Source organism: Aureibaculum algae, assembly GCF_006065315.1.
In the GTDB taxonomy this organism is placed as follows: Bacteria; Bacteroidota; Bacteroidia; order Flavobacteriales; family Flavobacteriaceae; genus Aureibaculum; species Aureibaculum algae.
This window is the reverse complement of record NZ_CP040749.1, coordinates 2,722,181-2,738,684: the sequence shown is the minus strand read 5'-3', so window position 1 is coordinate 2,738,684 and position 16,504 is coordinate 2,722,181. Positions and strand designations below refer to the sequence as shown.

Below are 16,504 nucleotides of genomic sequence, written 5' to 3'. Positions count from 1 at the left end.
ATATAGGATATTTACTGTTTAATTATCTTTTCGTAATGTACCGAATGGTCTGAATTACTTGTGATTTTGGTAAAATAGACACCTTTGCTAAGATTCAACAAACTTAATGTAATAGTATTGGTTTGTTGCTCTATATTCTTGTTATAGACCAATTTACCTGTTGATGTAAAAATATCAACTTGAAAGGTATCTGCATTTTCTTGCTGTAATGTAATTTCATTATCAAAAGGAATAGGGAAGAGGCTCCATTCGTTTATGTCATTCGTGTTAATTGGCTCACCATTAAAGTATTTTAAGGCGATGTTGTATGATTCTATACCAATTTTTTCTCCAATTTTCCGTCCTCTAATATCGTCAATTGGTGGATGAATTCCTCCCCAAATTCGTGATAAACTCGTTTGATCTGAGGCATCTCTATAGGTTGCCCATTGTAAGGTTAAGTCCTGCGTGGGACCTTGTTCAAAAACTAAAAAGTCATTTTGCTTGATATCAAAGATTCCCATTCCACCAGGAAAATATTCATTTCCTGTAAGCAGTGTCATTACTTCGGCAGCAGCTCTAGAAAACGTAGAATGTCCAGAAACATAGCCCGCAAAAGGAGGCGTAACAAATGTCCCTCGTTGATAGGGCCACCAATGCGTTCCTAAAATCCAATCGACACCAGCGGTATCGGTTTCAGGGTCAACAATAAAGTCGGGACCTTTCCAAGCGTATATTTTTATTTTACCTACGTTTTCATTGTTTGGTCCCGCCAAGGCATCACCAGCTTCAATAACGGCGGTTAATCCGTCCACTAGCGGAATTCCATGTGGATTGTAACTCGGTAATGATTTATTAGTACTTTGTCCTTTGCTAGACATATAACGTATGGCCGATATGGGGCGTACATAATCATAATACCCTTTGATTCCCCAAGTGTTTACGGCACAATCATGCATGGCACCACCTAGCATTAAATAAGATTTTACATCCCATTCTAAATCGCCAATAATTTCACCTTCTCCGCCTAATCGTTTCTCTAATAAGGGGTGGTCATTCACATAGTTTAATATGGTAAACCAATGTCCGGGCGGTGTTTCTGAATCAGGGCCATCTGCCCAAAACTCTGCTAAGACGCGTGCATAATCCGATCTTTTTACCAATTGTGGGGTATAGGGTAGGTTTGTAATTGGGTTCAAAGCATGACCAGTTCCTGAATCGCCGCCATCGGTAAAATCATAAAAGTTTTTATAGGCGTCAAAGTTATCGTCAAAATTGTCAATATCGGCATTGCCTATTGCAGAAGGTGAAATGTCAATTAAGGTGTTATCATTTGGATCTAAATGTGCCGACCAAGCTGCTACCAATAAAAAATTCCATTTGTAGGCATCATCAATTCCATCTTCATTAGAATTTTTAATATAAGGTGGTGGCCCTGGGTCGTTATACACGTAACTGTTAAAGTTATGGTTTAAGACTTTTAAGTCGGTGGGTTGTAGACAAAATGGTGTGACTTGTCCCCATTCAGGACCTAAAAAATCAGGTGTTTTAGAATTGGAAACATTCCCACTTTGATCTATAAAGACATCAAAGGCGAGGGGTTGCCATCGATTTGGGTCAATGTCAATAGTCTCTTCATAGGTATTCAATTGTATGGGCGGGTTAACGGGCTCATAATACTGATTGTCGTAATCATTGGCTTCATTAGAGCCATCTTGCAGACCAAAAGCTATCATTTCGTTGCCTAAATAGTTACCTAAAGCAGCATAAGAGCCTGTACTATAATCGGTTGTTGTAACATTGGGGTCATAACCATAAGAAACTAAAAGGTCAAGAAAAGACTTTTTTGTGGTACTTACCAAGGGGGAATTTTGAAATCTATGGTTGAGTAAAGTAAACATGGCATAACTCAATACTTCGTGTATGGCAGCTTCTTTATCTGTAGGTTCTGGAATACCAGAAAAAGTAGACGTATAGTTACCATAGGTTTTTCCAAGTAAAATGGTTTCAGCTTCATCATTAAAAATGGCCCAAGCATCGTACATAACCATGGAGCTATGAAATAGATTCCGAGCATGTGATGTTGGTCGAGCTACATCATTACGAATGGCAACTAGTAATTGTTCATTCCAATCTCTAGCCACAGAATGTTGACCATAAGTTATGGTTGCTGAAGCCAAATTAAAAATAAGAAAGAGAATGATTTTTATGGAACGCATGGTTGACTTAAAAATGGTGTTGCTAGTTTATGAAGTTATAAACGCAAAGAAATGAATTAAATTTTAGTTTATCGGTTCTCAGTACGTCTCTTCGAGTGTTTTTCATAATGCGTTAGTATCAGAATCCCGAAGTGTCGGGAGTATCGAGAATCGTTTATTACGTTACTTAAAGGTTCTTGATACTATCTCTCGTTCCTCAAGGTCACTCGAACAGACGGGGAGGTTTAAATTCTAGTTACAATGATAAATTATCCGTCTCTTCGAGTGTTTTTAATTTGCGATAGCAAATTGAATCCCGAAGTGTCGGGAGTATCGAGAAGTAATTGTATTAAATGGTTCTCGATACTATCTCTCGTTCCTCGAGATCGTTCGAACGGACGGGGAGAGGCGATAAGGTTTTATTCTCAAATAATTATACCTAGTTTTACTAAATGCAACTTTCTTTTGTTTACATATTAAAATGTAATGATGATTCTTACTATACTGGAGTAACTTCGGATTTAACCAAAAGATTATTTCAACATGAAAATGGTGTTTTTAAAGATAGTTATACTTTTCAAAGACGACCTGTCGTTTTAGTGTTTTATGCTGAATTTACCGATATAAACTTAGCTATAGTTACTGAAAAACAAATAAAAAAATGGTCAAGAGCGAAAAAAGAGGCTTTAATAAATGACGAGTATGAGTTGCTAATTAATTTGGCTAAAAAGAAATTTAAGTAACGGTTCTCGATACTATCTTTCGTTCCTCATGACCACTCGAACAGACGGGGAGGTTTAAATTCTAGTTATAATAATTGATTCTACGTCTCTTCGAGTGTTTTTCTTGGAGCGGTAGCCATAGAATCCCAAAGCGTCGGGAGTATCAAGAAGCGTTTATCACGTTACTTAAAGGTTCTCGATACTATCTTTCGTTCCTCGAGATCACTCGAACGGACGTAATGGTTTGACTTTGGGTTACAATCATGAATTGAACGTCTCTTCGAGTGTTTTTCATAATGCGGTAGCATATTGAATCCCGAAGTGTCGGGAGTATCGAGAAGTGTTTATTACGTTGCTTAATGGTTCTTGATACTATCTCTCGTTTCTCGAGATCACTCGAACGGACGTTGAAGTTTGATTTCTAATTACAATAATTGATTGTACGTCTCTTCGAGTGTTTTTCATAATGCGGTAGCATATTGAAAAATGTATCGAGAAGCGTTTATCACGTTTCTTAAAGGTTCTCGATAAGTGTTTATTACGTTTCTATATTTTGAATTTGTAAGAGCAAATTTAACCTCGAACTGCTGGGAGTATTGAGATGTAGTTGCATGAAACAGTTTTCGATATAATTTTAGGAATAAAAAATCCCTCAATGTTAACATTGAGGGATTTTTCTTTTTATAAAGTAAATGTGTTTATGCTTATGATGTTGTTTCCAACAATTCTATGGTTCCAAGATCTAAAACAGTTCCCACTTCTACTAATATTGTATCGGAGGAATTATAAGGGTCAAAACCATAATGTTCAATACTGATTTTATATTCACCAGCATCAAGACCTTGAATTATAAAATTGCCATTTTCATTAGTTAAAGAACCCGTAATGTAAACATTATCAAGTGTGTAAATACCCACATTAACACCTGCTAGAGGTACAGCATCAATTTCATCTCCATCAACATCTCCAGTTATTATGCCCATAACAGACCCCGAATTAACCTCTGTATTTACGCGAATTACAGGTTTTAAGTTAAATTTGCCCGAATTCCCTGCTTTAACTATTGATTTCTGCACATCCCAATCTAGAATAAAGGTATACGAAAAACCGGGTTCTAATTCGGTATTAATTTTTAATTTTAAACCGGACTGCTGAGCACTTGGTGTATCTAAATGCGTTGTTACAGGTTCATTATCATCATCAAGATAGGTGATGGTATTGTTATCACTTAATATCAATCTTATTTGCTTTAGCATTCCAGAAGAAATGACTTGATCTGTTAATAAAAGGCTATTGCCTGCAATAAGTTGGGTTAAATCTACTTGAATAGGATAGCCGTTTTCTGGAGTAAAACTTACCCAACCTTCTTCATCTTCAGAACTATTATACTGAATATCAACAATTTCAACATTAACTTCTAAGTAGTCTCCCGGAGCATCTACTAGTTTTAGTTGCACTTTTGCAGTATTATTATTCTCGTCACTTTTGGTACAGTTTTGAAATACTCCAAAAACAAAAATAGAGAGTGCTATTACACTTAATTTCTTTAAAATCATGGTTGCTATTTTTAATTTATAGTAAAATACGACATTAATTCTGTTTTAATTCTAAAGTTCGTAGCAGTGTTTTGTGTAAGTATAGCTAATGCTATTGATTTAGGTTGTTAAATGGTAAATCTAAGTTTGTTGAGAACTGTTAGAACCCGAAGAGTTATCGATACTCCCAAAGTGTGGGGATTAACGAGAATCGTTTATTACGTGGCTTAAAAGGGTTCTCGATACTATCTTTCGTTCCTCAAGATCACTCGAACGGACGGATATGATTAAATTCTAGTTATAATGATAAATTGTACGTCACTTCGAGTGTTTTAAATTTGCGATAGTAAATTAAATCCCGAAGTGTCGGGAGTATCGAGAAGCGTTTATTTCGTGACTTAAAAGGGTTCTCGATACTATCTCTCGTTCCTCAAGGTCACTCGAACAGACGGGGAGGTTTCGGGTCACAATCATGAATATAACGTTACAATTTTGAATAAGAAATTGTAATTTGCAGTGGATTAAATTAAGTTTATGAACATTCAATTATTAAAAGAAAACATTGAGGGAATTGATATTTATATTTTAGACCAAATAGTAAAAGACAACTATCAACCAAGAGATACGATTTTAGACGCTGGTTGTGGAACAGGTCGAAATTTAACATGGTTTTACAACAATAATTTTGAGATTCACGGTGTCGATAATCAAATAGAAAGTATTGCATATTGTAAGGAGAAATATGTTAGGCAACAAGAACATTTTAAATTCGCTTTAGTTGAGGAATTACCTTATGAAAGCAATAACTTTGATCATATTATCTGTAATGCGGTATTACATTTTGCAGAAAATTTAAGCCAGTTTTGGAAAATGTTTGATGAATTAGTGAAGGTATTAAAACCTCAAGGAAGTTTACTCATAAGAATGGCATCCAATTTTGGAATTGAAAATCAAGTCAAATTGATCACTGATGGTGTTTATGCATTACCAGATGGTTCTACACGATTTTTATTAGACGATAAACTATTGCGGGATCTTCAAAATAGAATAGAGCTCACTTTTTTAGAAAATGTAAAAACAACTATTGTTCATAATCAAAGAAGTATGACTACTTTGTTATTAAGAAAGGAGCAGGTTTAATGCTTGTTTATGGCTGCAATAAAATCCTATTTAACATAATATAAATTATAGGACAAATCTTTAGTATTTACTGTATAGCCGTATTTCAGGCTATTTGACATAATTATAGATATAACAACACGTCAGTGTTTTATATCGACCATAATTATGTTAAAAGTTAATACGTCTCATTTAATTCTGAATTTCATTAGATCCTATAATTATATTATGTAAAATATCCCAGGAAGTTCTGTTTTCATAATTAATCTTTCTTCTGGGGTCATTAAATATTCGTGTTCTTGCTTTCGTATATTTTTAATATTCTGTACAAATCGTTAAAGATTTTTTAAATAAGCAATTCTCAGCGATTAGCATTCCGTTACACAAATGTCCCATAATTTACTCACGACTTTTATATTTATTTTTTAGAGTTCGTGAATGCCATTAAAAAAATGGCATTTGTCCATTATGTAAAATTGCCGCTTACAAACGCTAGATTGTTTATTTAAAATATAATTGCTGATGCAATTATTTTTAAAACTCAATTTGCCATCGCTTGCAACCGACAAAAAAAAAGCTAACCTTTTAAGTAGTTTTAAAATTCGCGTATTTCAAAATAATTCAGTTAAAAAAGTTTTCACGAGCTTCTGGTAAGGTTGTCTCAAGAGTATAATTTTTTAAAATCGACTTTTTAGGAGATTCACGAACACCGTTATAATTCTTTGAATCAATAAACTCGTGAGTAAACAAAAAATCTATACACTTGCTAACTTTAGTTTTTTAATTTGTCTTTTCTTTCCAACTGCTTCAGCCAATTATTTTATTCAATAGCTCCATACATAAGATTTACAATTCGCTTATTATCTGCACTATTTTGAACATGTTTTGACTGTTCTAATAATAGTGTTTTCCTTAATGAAGGAAATATTTTATTAGCACGTTTAAGCATTTTTACACCAGGAAACATAATATCGTTCTGTGCTGCTATTAATGTTATTGGTGTTTTTAGTAAATTAGCTTCCCTCCTATGTATAACTGGAACAGGTGTGAAATCCATTTTAAAATTTAAGAATACTTTAGAGAGAAATTGTGTGGCAAAGGCGTCTTTTTCTGTAAACAGCTCATTTAAAAAACGCTCAACATATTTTATCTTTTTAGTTTTTATAAAGCGTTTCATTGGTATGAAAACTTTAAATAATGCTTTTAAAGGATTTCCATTTACAAGATATGCAGGTGCTGTTAAAAACACTTCTTTTATGTTGGAATCTTTAAATTCTAGAGCTTTTAAAATGACTAAACCCCCAAAAGAAAATCCGGCAAGAGTCACATTTTTTAACTCTAAAACATCAATGACTTCATGTAACCACTTACCGTAATCATCATTTTTCATTGATAATTTTGTTTCTGCACTTTTATTGGGTTGGGCCAATACATCAACTGCAAAAACTTGAAAATGGGATTCTAATCCTGAATACGTTTCTAAAGCTATTGGTGCACATCCATTTGAACCATGAACAATTAGTACTGGTGGTTTTGACACATCACCAGTAATAATCAAATTAGTTTTACCAAAAGTCGTTTCGACGTCTTGATACTGATAATTGATATTTAAATCCTTTAACTTTTGATTGTAAAGGTTTAAAATTTCTGCTTTTCCTGTTGCAGATTTATATAGTGATTCCATTTTAGCTAATAAAATTAATCTTGATGTGGTTTACTATAGATTACTGGCATCTGCCCTTTCCATTTAGTCCATAAGTTGTCATCAATAATTAAACTAGCGATAAAATGACCAACATTTATACGACTCACTTTGCCAGCATTAAATATAGCACTTCGTGTTGGTGAAGGATATATCTCATAATCGGTAACTTTTTCTTCGTTAATTAAGCCATCTGGTCTAACTGCAATCCATTCTATAAAATTATCATTTTGACCTACTTGAGTTCGTAAATAATCTGCAGCTTTCTCATTATCTACATGAGGTGGTAATAGTAAGCGAAGAAGGCCAATAACACATTTTTGAGCAAGCGAAATGGATTCGTTTAAATCGCGATTGCGATTTCCTGTAGTGTTCATTAAAACAAACTTTGTTGGGCTTTGCAGATTATTTGATTTTATAGCATTGCATAATCTTCGCGTAGTATCTGTTACCAATTTTCTAGGTTTTCCATAAACGCCTTTCCAAGTTAAATTATGACCAAGACAAGAAGCAACCGCATTACAATCGCTTACAATTTCACTCATCTCGTTATCACTTAATTCTAATATACTTGCTGAGATAATTTGCAAATCATCATTGATTCTCCATGATTCTGGCAACTTTTCAGGTGATCTTACAATTACTTTTACTTTATGTTTTTCAATTATAAGCTGTTCAACTAATTTACTTCCTGTAGCTCCACTTGCTCCTACTACTAAAACTTTCATTTTGATTTTTTTTAATTGAATTATATATCTTTATGACGATGTATTAATACAACTGTTACACTAATTGAAGTTATTCTATTTATTTTAACTGAATAGAAAATTCGTGAGGATTTATTTAAATTCTTTTAAAAATCCAATTGGAAATTTCTTGTAAGGCAATTGGAGAAAATGTTTGCTCTATTTTTCTATACTCATCCATTTTTCCTGTTTTGCACTCTTGAAAAAAGTGGTTTAAATTTTCTAATTCTAATATTTTATAATTTTTATTCCCGCCTTTGATTAATGCTTTTCGTATGCCTTCTTGATTTATTGTTGCATTTACTTGCGAATCTTTACTTCCATTTAATGACAATACTGGGATTTGTAATTTTTCAATTTCATCAGCAGGGTTATATTGTAAAAAGTACCGTGACCAAGGCTTTAAACTTGTTTTTAACTGACTGTTTATAAATGCATTGATATTCTTTTCTGGCACATTTAAAGAAGTTAAAATTGGTCTTAAAAAATCATTATAATGCTTCGTTAATTCATTTTTAATTTCTGCTTCACTCTTATTTGAGGTTACAATTGCAATCGCTTTTCTTGTATTTTTTTCATAGCCGACTTCATCTTTAACAGGAAATTGTCTTAATGTTTTAGATTGCATTACTGACAATTCTGTACCAGATATACCTGTTGAAGCTAATAATACTATAAAAGCGATGTCATTTGAGTTATTTGCCGCTAAAGGAGCAATAATACCGCCTTCACTATGACCAATCAAACCAATATTTTTTATGTCTATATCGTTTCTTGTTTTTAAATATGCAATTGCACTCAATACATCTTTAGAAAAATCTTCTGTTGTTGCAGTACCAAAATCACCTGTAGATTCCCCATGACCACGATCATCAAAACGCAATACGCCAATGCCTTTTCTTGTTAAATAATCTGACAATACTAAAAAAGGTTTATGCCCCATAAAACTTTCATCTCTATCTTGAGGACCACTTCCACTAATTAAAATTACAACTGGAAATTTTCCATTTTTATTGGGTAACGTTAAAGTGCCTGCCAACGCTATATTTGCTTCTGTATTTTTAAAAATAACCTCTTCTTCGTAATATGGATAAGGCTTCACGGGTTCTTGGGGCCTTTTTGAATCTACTATTTTTACAGCACCTTTTTTTAAATTTAATACCATTTCTATACCTCCTTCTTTATAAGTACCTTCAAATTGTTGTGCTTTAGTATTAAAAACTCCTATATAGTTCATACCAACATTAGAGCCATCAATTATTAACTTTCCGTTTGTAAAAGTTGTTATTGAAGGCTTTATACCAGAAATTCTGAACGTTGGAACATCGATAGTAGTTGAATACTCAGCGTTTTCTTGTTTAATTTTAAAAATAAAGGTGATTAATTTATCTCCTCTTTTTGTTTCTCCACTCCAATCTCCTGATATATCTTGAGAAAATGCGTTTACTATTGATATTATAAATGCAATGACAAATGCTACTATTGTTTTCATTTTGGGGTGTTTTTTTACTTGCCGAAAATTATTCGGCTATTAAATTATTAAAATAATAATATTGAAATGTTTGGTAAGCGTTTTTTATTAAGGTTATTAATTATAGCATGTTACCGGCTGCTTTAGCTTGAGCATCCAAACGACTACCTATAAATGCTCCAAGGAACATACCGAAACATATCCCAAAGGAAAGCCCTAAAGACCTTTCAAAACGCTCACCAAAAATAACTCCAGCAACAACTCCAAAAAGAACTCCATAACCTATACTTCGCTCCATGTAATATCCTTTGGAAGTCAAGGAAAATATATCTTTTAAATAATTCTCAAATTTATTTAGTGTGTTTTTGAAGAATTTTTTTCGATTTTCTGGATATGATTTTAATTGTAAACTATCCAGTTCTACTTCTATAGATTGAATTTCATCAGTGGTGAATTCTCTGTTTTCTAATTTTTTTAGAATCTCAATAAATTTCTCGTAAATCTTAATTTCAGATTTTTTAGTTGTTTCTCTTTTTAAACTTTCAAAAAAGTTAAGTGTATTTTTTAGTGTCATAATTTTTATTGTTTTCTTGGTTAGTGGTCCATATTAAAAATTATTACATGTAAAATTTGTTTTTTTTTTTGAGAATTTCATAAAAGACACATAATCAATCTTTTAAATAGGTGTTTAATTCCTTAGACTTTCTATATCAGTCATCAATTCTTCTAGTTTTTTGAATACTCTTCCATAAACTATGTTTAAATCCCATTTATAAATTCGACCTCCCATAAATGCCAGTAAAACTAAAATTAATAATACGATGACGATTCCTATTAGTGGAATTCCAAATACTAAATAGATATCAGGAAAGCCAATCAGAATTTCACCTACAAGTCTTTCACCCATAGGCATACCTTCGGCATCTTTAAACCAAAAGCCTAATAGCATTGAGATAAATATAATTGGGTACAAAAATCTTGACATTTTCTTATTGATAGCTACTTGTTTATGTATCCATTGGTTAAATGCCTTTAGGTATTGATAACTAGTTATACCTATATCTATTTTTTCTAAATCATTTAATAACTTCTTATTAATAAAAACAAGCACAGAAAGGGTAACAAAAAATATAACACCTGTTATTGGTATGCCTACAAAAAAAGAGACGATTAAAAAGATAAATGAGAACGCAACAATTGCAATCAAATTTATTTTAAACATTCTTTTAAATCTATCAATGATATGAATTGATTTTTGGTTGTATAGGTTGTTTATTTTTGGAGCTACTAATGCGTCGCTCTCAAGAAAACCTTCTTTCCATATGTTTTCAATTGATTTTTCCATCTAATATTTTTTTTAATCTAGTTTTAATTCTTTTAACACGTACACCAATATTATTAGGATTTGTCCCTATAATTTCAGCAATTTCTTTTTGTGATTTTTCTTCTAAATAAAGCATAATAACGGCTCTATCTATTTCCGATAGCTTTCTAATGGCATCATATAATAAATTTAAAGATTCATTTGAAAAAGCGTAGTTGTCTTCGGTTTCTTCAGCAGTTATAGAATCAGATACAAAATGTTGAACATTATTATTCTTTTTCTTAAGTAAGGTCAAACAAACGTTTAATGAAATTCGATACACCCACGTACTCCATTGCGATTCCTCGCGAAAATTCTCCTTACTTCTCCAAATTTGCAGACATACTTCTTGGTAATAATCTTCAAAATCTTGTTGTGAGTTGGTATACGCACGACATAATTTGATGATTATTGCCGCAAATGGTAAAATGGATGTTTTATAAAAATCGCTACTCAATAGTGTTATTTTTATTAGTTAGTGGCGTAAATGAAAAATTATTACACTCCAATGAGATATTTGTGAAATAATTTAATTATTTCTAAATACAATCAAGTCTCTATTTTTTAAAATTAGGAGAAGGCTCTTAATAATATAGAAAATTAGTATTAAAATTAAATTATGGCTTTTCATTTCACATAAAACACCCTTCCGTGTTATGTTATCTCGACTTCCATTTTATCCTAGCTCAAGTTACACTATAACACATTTTATATTGTTGGTTTAACCAGTGGCTGAAGCTATAATCAAGAGTATAATCTCGGACATCGTCTTCCACTTTAACTTTAGTCTTCAACGACTATATATTTTTGCTTATAAGCTTCTCTCGTCAAAAAGTATATTTCCTCCTTAATAAGAGCGTCCATCAAGAGAACTAGATCTTTTATTTTTTGGAGACCTTGGTGCTTATGATCTAATAACGCAACATGATCACCTATAATCCCGATCATATCACCATCTTTTAAAGTAACACCATTATATGCGAAATATGGATCTGTATGTGCTACACTTTTTTTATTATCAATATATATAGGAACAATTGCATCAATGACTTGTCCATATTTTTCAGCCCAACCTGGGATACCATTTGCAGGATCACCCTTAATTTTAGCAGTCAGAACTATATTCAATTCCTTAATTTTAGCAACAGATGTAGGGTCATTAGGATCAACCGCTATCGCGATGTGCGTATGTGCATTTCCATCATAAGACCTCTCACCATTAACGCCTTTAACAATACCACTATTAAAGTAGTACTTCATATAATCAAAAAACTCTTTCGGTGTATTATCACTCATGTCAGAAAGCGGCATCACAGGGATGCCAAGTGAACCATCTTCTTGCGGAAAAAGTGGAAATTTTCCAGCTTTTGCAGCCACACTAACAGTAAGTGGATCAACAGTATATGACATACTGAGATCTTCTTTTCTAGGAATTTTAAATATATCTTGCAAGAAATTCTCAAGATTACTTACATTGAAAATCTTAGTAGAATCAATACTTTCAATCTGATTTTCGCTTCTAGATGCAGACTCGAAATTCACAGACTGCTCTAATGGTGAATCAATATCCGGACTTGGTTGCCCTTCAGCCACAGTAGCCATAAGACCCAGCGTAGCAATAGCAACCATTAATTTTAATGAAGTTAGTAAATTAGAAATCCCAAAGCCTTTAATTTCTTTGACAATCCATTCTTCATGTTTGTGTTCTTTTTCCTTGCTTACCATAACTGTATTTTTTACTAGTTAAAAAAAATATATTTTATCGCTTAATTTCATTATTAAAATAAGTTTTTTCGATTTAATTCTAACTCGTTAACCAATCCCAAGCGGCTGAAACTCCATGTAACATAATAGAACTACAATGTAACCTTATTTTTTAAGATATCAATTAATTCTTTGCAACCATATTTACAATTCCTAGACCTAATTTATTGGTTTTAAATAAACTATAATTGATAATTGTCATTTTTTAAAATTTCATTCTACATTAAATTTGTCTAAAACATAGGTATTGTCAAAATATTCTAAAGTATTATGAGATTAGCTTTCGCATTTCTAATTTTAATTCACGGACTCATCCATTTAATGGGTTTTGTAAAAGCATTTAGGTTGGCAGAGATTCATCAATTAAGCCAAAGCATTTCAAAGCCTATGGGAATTTTTTGGCTTTTTTCGGCCCTACTTTTTATACTTTCAGCTGTTCTCTATTTAGTTAAGCAAGATTTATGGATTGCCTTTGCCATAATTGGCGTCCTTATTTCTCAAGTGCTGATTCTTATGTTTTGGAAAGATGCCAAATTTGGCACAATTGCTAATGTAATTATTCTTCTTATCACTTTGTCAGCCTATGGCAATTATAGATTTAAAACAATGGTTGATAAGGAATTAAATGCAATTACTAATAATCTTCAATTTAATAAGGAACGCATTTCGCAAAATGACATCGACAGCTTGCCGTTGATTGTTCAAAAATGGATGCAGACTTCTGGCGTTATTGGAAAAGAAAAAATTATTTCTGTACGATTAAAGCAAGTTGGTGAAATGCGGACTGAAGTAGACGGTAAATGGAAGCCCTTCAGTGCAACTCAATATTTTAATATAGAATCATCATCATTTATTTGGACGGCGAAGATTAAAATGATGCCTTTAATAGATCTTGTTGGACGCGATAAATTAATCAATGGTAAAGGTGAAATGCTTATAAAGTTGTCTGGTTTAATTGCCGTCGTCAATGAGTCGGACAACATAAAAATAAATACCGGTGCGATGATTCGATATTTAGCGGAAACTTGTTGGTTTCCTACAGCGGGTTTAGAGGATGCAATTACTTGGGAAAATATAGATGTAACTACCGCTAAAGCTACACTGAAAATTAACAATCAAAGTGTGTCTGGATTGTTTAAATTCAACTCCAATGGTGATTTTATATCTTTTGAAGCTGATCGTTATTATGGTGGAGATGAAAATGCTCAACTTGAAAAGTGGGTTGTTACCGCCAAAGAACACAAGGAATTTTATGGCATAAAAATTCCGAATAAATGTCAAGTTACGTGGAAACTTAAGGAGGGAGATTTTAATTGGTTGAATGTGGAGATTACTGATATTGAATATACTACCGGTAACAACTTAAAGTAAACTAGCAAAAGCTTGCACCCTTCCCTCCTATACCATTTTCACTTGGTACGTATGCTACCTTCCAAACAAAATATATTTTATTTCTCGACTCCGCTCTATACAGGGAAGCATAAAAATGGGTTACTCCATTCACTTCTATTTAATATAAAATCATAAATTCTCAATCATTTTATGAAACTTGTTTTCTATTTAGAGCCACTCACAATTCTTGAAATTATTCCTTTTTCATTTGTAAATTCTGCTATTAATACACCCGCTAAATGGATTACAATAAACCCAATCAAGTAATAAGTACCTAATACGTGGATTTCTTCCATTGGTTTTTTAAATTCTTTTGGACCAAATTCTATTATAAGTCCTGTAACTAACGAAATAACAACACATATATAAAAAATGATATATGTCCATTTTTGAAATTTATCCTTTATGGATTGATTTTTAGTAAAGGGATTTTGAAACTTCATTTGTCCAAAAAGGGGAAGTATAAATCGCAAGCTAAATAATCCGGTCAATACATAACCAATGTAAATATGCCAATCCCACATGGGCTGTCTAATCTTTTTTGCTAAAACAATGAGTTGATCTTGAGTTAAGGCCTGATCGGTGCCACTTAAATAATCTTGTATGATAACTGCCATATTATTCTTGTTCATCCACGTTAATCGTAAAAAAATGGTAATTAACAATAGCAGAAATGAAACGGCTATTGCCCAATGAATTATTCGATATGTTTTAGAATACTTTGTGTTTTCCATGATGCTCGTTTTTTGGTTTTATATAAAAAAAATAAGGGTAATAATAGAGTTTTACATCTTCTTAATTCTGTTGGATTGTATAAAAGATATTATTGATGTCTATGTGGTGTGTCCTTTTTTATCCGAGATTCACATTGAACAAATAACCAACTACAGCTGTCAGACCCATTGCGATAGTTCCCCAGAATGTAATCCGGAGAATTGCTTTTCCAATACTAGAACCTCCCGTTTTAGCTGCTAATGCTCCTAAAATGATAAGAAAAAATAGTGCAAAACCATAAAGAGAATATTCCATAGTTTTTAAAGGAAGAAAAAGCGTTACTAAAAAAGGAAGTAATCCTCCAATTGTAAATGCAGCACCAGAGGCCACTGCAGCTTGCATAGGTTTGGCTTGACTAATTTCATTAATTCCTAATTCATCTCTAATATGTGCACCTAAAGCATCGTGTTCCGTTAATTCTTTGGCTACTGTTAATGCAGTTTCTTTTTGAAGACCTCTTTTTTCATAAATTTCCGCTAATCTTTGTAATTCGATTTCGGGCATTTCTTTTAGTTCTTGCTTTTCACGTTCGATATCAGCTTTTTCAACATCTGTTTGTGAGCTTACAGAAACATATTCTCCGGCTGCCATGGATAAAGCTCCGGCTACTAGACCAGCTAATGTTGCTAAAATAACAGGTTCTCTTACATCACTCGCAGCAGCAACTCCAATCGCAATACTCGCAGTTGATAAAATTCCATCATTTGCTCCAAGAACGGCTGCTCTTAACCAGTTACTGCGGTGTATATAGTGATTGTCTAAATAATCATCTTCAAATTCTGACATTTTTCAATTTCTTATTTCTTATCGCAAATTTATGATAGGTTTATAAGTTGAAAAATGATTTTTATCAGATATCTTCATCTCGACTTGCTACACATGCTACCTTCTCAACAAAATATATTTTGATTCTCGAGCAATGCTCCATTCGCTCAAGTTAAAATCTTCACCGTAAAAAATCAAATAAACTCCTAATCATTACAACGCTTTATATTTCCGAATACTTTCATTAAAAAAGGTAATCGCTTTGGCTTCAGTTACATCTTGCATAGGTAATACCGCTCCTTTAAAACCATCATTTTTCCATTCGCCAAAGGTAATTTCATCAAAGTTGGACGTGTCTATACCGTCGTGACCGCTATAACCAGAGGTGTACAGGTAAAAATCGTTAACCATGGTATCGGGAATTGCCATTCCGAAGCCTAAGCCTATGTTTTTAATGGTTTCATAACCCCCAGAATCAAAATGGTGTGGCCAGATTCGAATATTGGTGTCAAATTTCATTTTTTCTACTACATTCTCTAACGCACGATGAGCAATGCGTCTAAATTCTAAGGCTTGATTAAGTTCCCGTTGTAAGGGTTTTGTAAATACAAAGCTATCCGTCATTTTACCATACGGTAACTCATAATGGAGCTTGTAGCTATAGGTTTTTGTTCTCCCCAAGGCGGTAGTAACTTCATCCATCCACTTGACAATTTCACGATGCGTTTTTCCATCGAGTTGTAATGTCATTCGTGCGGTATTATTGGTGATCCAATGCAATGAGAACTGCGTATAATCAAATACGATCTTACAGCCTCCTTCATTTAATGGCCAGGTTTCTAAATAGCCTTTTTTGGCGTCAAATCCCAAATTGGTATGGCTATCGTCTTGTTTTTTATCTAAAAAGCTAATGCCTGCGGCTGCCAAGTATTGGGCCGCTAAGTGTATCATTTTTATATGTATCATGGTTGGTT

The 16,504-nt window shown here is 32.9% G+C and carries 15 protein-coding genes; 3 read left to right on the top strand and 12 right to left on the bottom strand.

Annotated features, from left to right (window positions below; genetic code table 11):
* Window positions 1-11 precede the first annotated feature (11 nt).
* The gene (locus tag FF125_RS11405; RefSeq protein ID WP_138949890.1) at window positions 12-2,198 is read right to left on the bottom strand and encodes a T9SS type A sorting domain-containing protein; all 2,187 of its coding nucleotides are present in this window, start codon (window positions 2,196-2,198) and stop codon (window positions 12-14) included.
* Window positions 2,199-2,629: 431 nt separating this feature from the next.
* Between FF125_RS11405 and FF125_RS11400 the strand changes: the two genes are divergently transcribed.
* On the top strand, window positions 2,630-2,920 hold the full coding sequence (locus tag FF125_RS11400; RefSeq protein ID WP_138949889.1) for a GIY-YIG nuclease family protein: 291 nt from the start codon (window positions 2,630-2,632) through the stop codon (window positions 2,918-2,920).
* Window positions 2,921-3,603: 683 nt separating this feature from the next.
* Here FF125_RS11400 and FF125_RS11395 read toward each other — a convergent pair.
* Complete coding sequence (locus FF125_RS11395) at window positions 3,604-4,455, bottom strand: DUF4382 domain-containing protein (protein ID WP_138949888.1); 852 nt, start codon at window positions 4,453-4,455, stop codon at window positions 3,604-3,606.
* 513 nt (window positions 4,456-4,968) lie between these two features.
* Here FF125_RS11395 and FF125_RS11390 point away from each other — a divergent pair.
* Window positions 4,969-5,574 carry a class I SAM-dependent methyltransferase gene (locus tag FF125_RS11390; protein ID WP_138949887.1) on the top strand — a complete coding sequence of 202 codons (606 nt, stop codon included), beginning with the start codon at window positions 4,969-4,971 and terminating at the stop codon, window positions 5,572-5,574.
* A gap of 799 nt (window positions 5,575-6,373) precedes the next feature.
* Here FF125_RS11390 and FF125_RS11385 read toward each other — a convergent pair.
* The 7 genes from FF125_RS11385 to FF125_RS11355 form a co-directional block, all read right to left on the bottom strand.
* On the bottom strand, window positions 6,374-7,237 hold the full coding sequence (locus tag FF125_RS11385; RefSeq protein WP_138949886.1) for an alpha/beta hydrolase: 864 nt from the start codon (window positions 7,235-7,237) through the stop codon (window positions 6,374-6,376).
* Between the two features lie 14 nt (window positions 7,238-7,251).
* Window positions 7,252-7,983, bottom strand: coding sequence for an NAD(P)-dependent oxidoreductase (locus tag FF125_RS11380; RefSeq protein WP_138949885.1), 732 nt, complete (start codon window positions 7,981-7,983; stop codon window positions 7,252-7,254).
* Between the two features lie 115 nt (window positions 7,984-8,098).
* Complete coding sequence (locus FF125_RS11375) at window positions 8,099-9,493, bottom strand: alpha/beta hydrolase family protein (RefSeq protein WP_138949884.1); 1,395 nt, start codon at window positions 9,491-9,493, stop codon at window positions 8,099-8,101.
* Between the two features lie 100 nt (window positions 9,494-9,593).
* Window positions 9,594-10,046 (bottom strand): hypothetical protein, encoded by a 453-nt coding sequence (locus FF125_RS11370; protein ID WP_138949883.1) that lies wholly within the window; start codon window positions 10,044-10,046, stop codon window positions 9,594-9,596.
* 114 nt (window positions 10,047-10,160) lie between these two features.
* On the bottom strand, window positions 10,161-10,817 hold the full coding sequence (locus FF125_RS11365) for a hypothetical protein (RefSeq protein WP_138949882.1): 657 nt from the start codon (window positions 10,815-10,817) through the stop codon (window positions 10,161-10,163).
* Window positions 10,801-11,292, bottom strand: coding sequence for an RNA polymerase sigma factor (locus FF125_RS11360; RefSeq protein WP_138949881.1), 492 nt, complete (start codon window positions 11,290-11,292; stop codon window positions 10,801-10,803). The genes FF125_RS11365 and FF125_RS11360 overlap by 17 nt, the downstream gene beginning before the upstream one ends.
* A gap of 326 nt (window positions 11,293-11,618) precedes the next feature.
* Window positions 11,619-12,560, bottom strand: a complete 942-nt coding sequence (locus tag FF125_RS11355) for a hypothetical protein (protein ID WP_138949880.1) — start codon at window positions 12,558-12,560, stop codon at window positions 11,619-11,621.
* A 309-nt stretch (window positions 12,561-12,869) separates the two neighbouring features.
* Between FF125_RS11355 and FF125_RS11350 the strand changes: the two genes are divergently transcribed.
* Window positions 12,870-13,970, top strand: a complete 1,101-nt coding sequence (locus tag FF125_RS11350) for a DUF6920 family protein (RefSeq protein ID WP_138949879.1) — start codon at window positions 12,870-12,872, stop codon at window positions 13,968-13,970.
* A 185-nt stretch (window positions 13,971-14,155) separates the two neighbouring features.
* Here FF125_RS11350 and FF125_RS11345 read toward each other — a convergent pair whose 3' ends face one another.
* From FF125_RS11345 to FF125_RS11335, 3 genes are all read right to left on the bottom strand, one after another.
* Window positions 14,156-14,725 (bottom strand): cytochrome b/b6 domain-containing protein, encoded by a 570-nt coding sequence (locus tag FF125_RS11345; RefSeq protein ID WP_138949878.1) that lies wholly within the window; start codon window positions 14,723-14,725, stop codon window positions 14,156-14,158.
* Window positions 14,726-14,843: 118 nt separating this feature from the next.
* On the bottom strand, window positions 14,844-15,551 hold the full coding sequence (locus tag FF125_RS11340; RefSeq protein ID WP_138949877.1) for a VIT1/CCC1 transporter family protein: 708 nt from the start codon (window positions 15,549-15,551) through the stop codon (window positions 14,844-14,846).
* Window positions 15,552-15,743: 192 nt separating this feature from the next.
* The gene (locus tag FF125_RS11335; protein ID WP_138949876.1) at window positions 15,744-16,496 is read right to left on the bottom strand and encodes a hypothetical protein; all 753 of its coding nucleotides are present in this window, start codon (window positions 16,494-16,496) and stop codon (window positions 15,744-15,746) included.
* Window positions 16,497-16,504: the final 8 nt, after the last annotated feature.